Origin of the sequence: Gordonia sp. VNK1 (assembly GCF_040049135.1) — a bacterium.
Taxonomy (GTDB): domain Bacteria; phylum Actinomycetota; class Actinomycetes; order Mycobacteriales; family Mycobacteriaceae; genus Gordonia; species Gordonia oleivorans.
In genome coordinates this window covers 1-1,429 of sequence record NZ_JBDZDJ010000063.1, presented here as the reverse complement: position 1 = coordinate 1,429, position 1,429 = coordinate 1, and the positions used below count along the sequence as shown (strand labels likewise).

1 protein-coding gene is annotated in these 1,429 nt (G+C 64.0%); it reads right to left on the bottom strand.

The window, feature by feature from the left end; translation table 11 throughout:
* Positions 1-21: 21 nt before the first annotated feature.
* Complete coding sequence (locus ABLE94_RS26315) at positions 22-1,275, bottom strand: IS701 family transposase (RefSeq protein ID WP_348807661.1); 1,254 nt, start codon at positions 1,273-1,275, stop codon at positions 22-24.
* Positions 1,276-1,429: the final 154 nt, after the last annotated feature.

The window sequence follows — 1,429 nt, the reverse complement described above, 5'->3', positions numbered from 1 at the left end:
TACTACAGCCGTAGATCGGGTTTATTGTTGTTGTGACCTGCGGTTTTGGTGGCATTGTTGGGCGCGTTTCTGGTGACGTCGGCGCCACAGGGTCCAGTCGAGGATGCGGTCGACGGCGTGCAGTGGGGTGAGTACGAGTGCGCAGAACAAACGCCGAAATTCGTTGATACTCAATCGGATCAGTTGGCGGTTGGTGTGTTCGCGGTGTCGTTGGGTGGCGGTGGTGATTGCCAGGAAGGCGTGCGCGAGCATCACCAGGATGGTCCAGCGATGCCAGGACGTCCAGGTGCGGACCTGATGCTGGTCGAGGCCGGTCAAGCCTTTGCTGGTCTGGAAGGATTCCTCCACGGTCCAGCGACGTCCGGCCACGGCCACCAACTGCGCCAAGGAGACTGGCCGCGGGCTGTAGCAGCGGTAGTACGCCAACTCGCCGGTGGTGTCGTTGCGGCGGATCAGCAACGAGCAGGTTCCGCCGGCCGTCGGGGTTTCGGTGGAGCTGATCCACGCCCACGAGTACAGGCGATCACCTTTGGCGCCGGTCCCGGCCGACAGCCGCTGCCAGGACTGTTCGGGTACGGTGGCCGCGAGGTCGGCGGCGGTCAGGTCCCCGCCGTGGGTGGGGATGCGACGGTCACACCCGATGGCCAGGACGTATCCGATCTGTCTGTCCTGCAACATGGCTCGCAGGTCCGGGTCGGCGCCGTACACTTCGTCGCCGGCGACCCAACCGACCGGCACATCAGCGTCGAGGGCGCGGCGGATCATGCGGGTGGCCAGCTGGGGTTTGGTCGCGAACTCGCAGTCGTCAGGGACTCCGGCCTCGGCGCAGCGGTCACGATCGGCCAGCCAGCTGTGTGGCATGTAGAGCGCGCGGTCGATCAGCGCGTGACCTTTCGAGCTGGTGTAGGTCATGTACACCGCGACCTGGCAGTTCTCGATCCGTCCTGCTGTGCCCGAGTACTGGCGTTGCACCCCTACGGTTTTGGTGCCCTTCTTCAGGTCACCGGTCTCATCGACGACAAGAATGGCATCAGGTTCGGCGAACGCGTCAACGACCATGGCACGTAGGTCCTCACCGATCTGCTCGGCATCCCATTTCGCGCGGGAGAGCAAGTGCTGCAACTTGTCCGGGCTGGCGTGACCGGCCAGCTCGGCCATGGTCCAGCAGTTCTTCGATTCGATCGCCGAGAGCACCCCCAAGATGAAGGCGCCCGCGTTGCGGGCTGCTTCGCAGCGGGCGAACCGTGGTGCGATGGTGTCGAGTACCGTGTCCAACTGCGCTCGCCACCGGTCATGATCTATCCTCAAACCCGCGGCTGCCGCGGGTGTTTTTGTTGTCTTCACAAACCACAAATCATGCCCCGGCAGCCGCTCCCACCAGCGCAAACACGCCGCGCAACCTCACAACCCGCGATCTACGGCTGTAGTA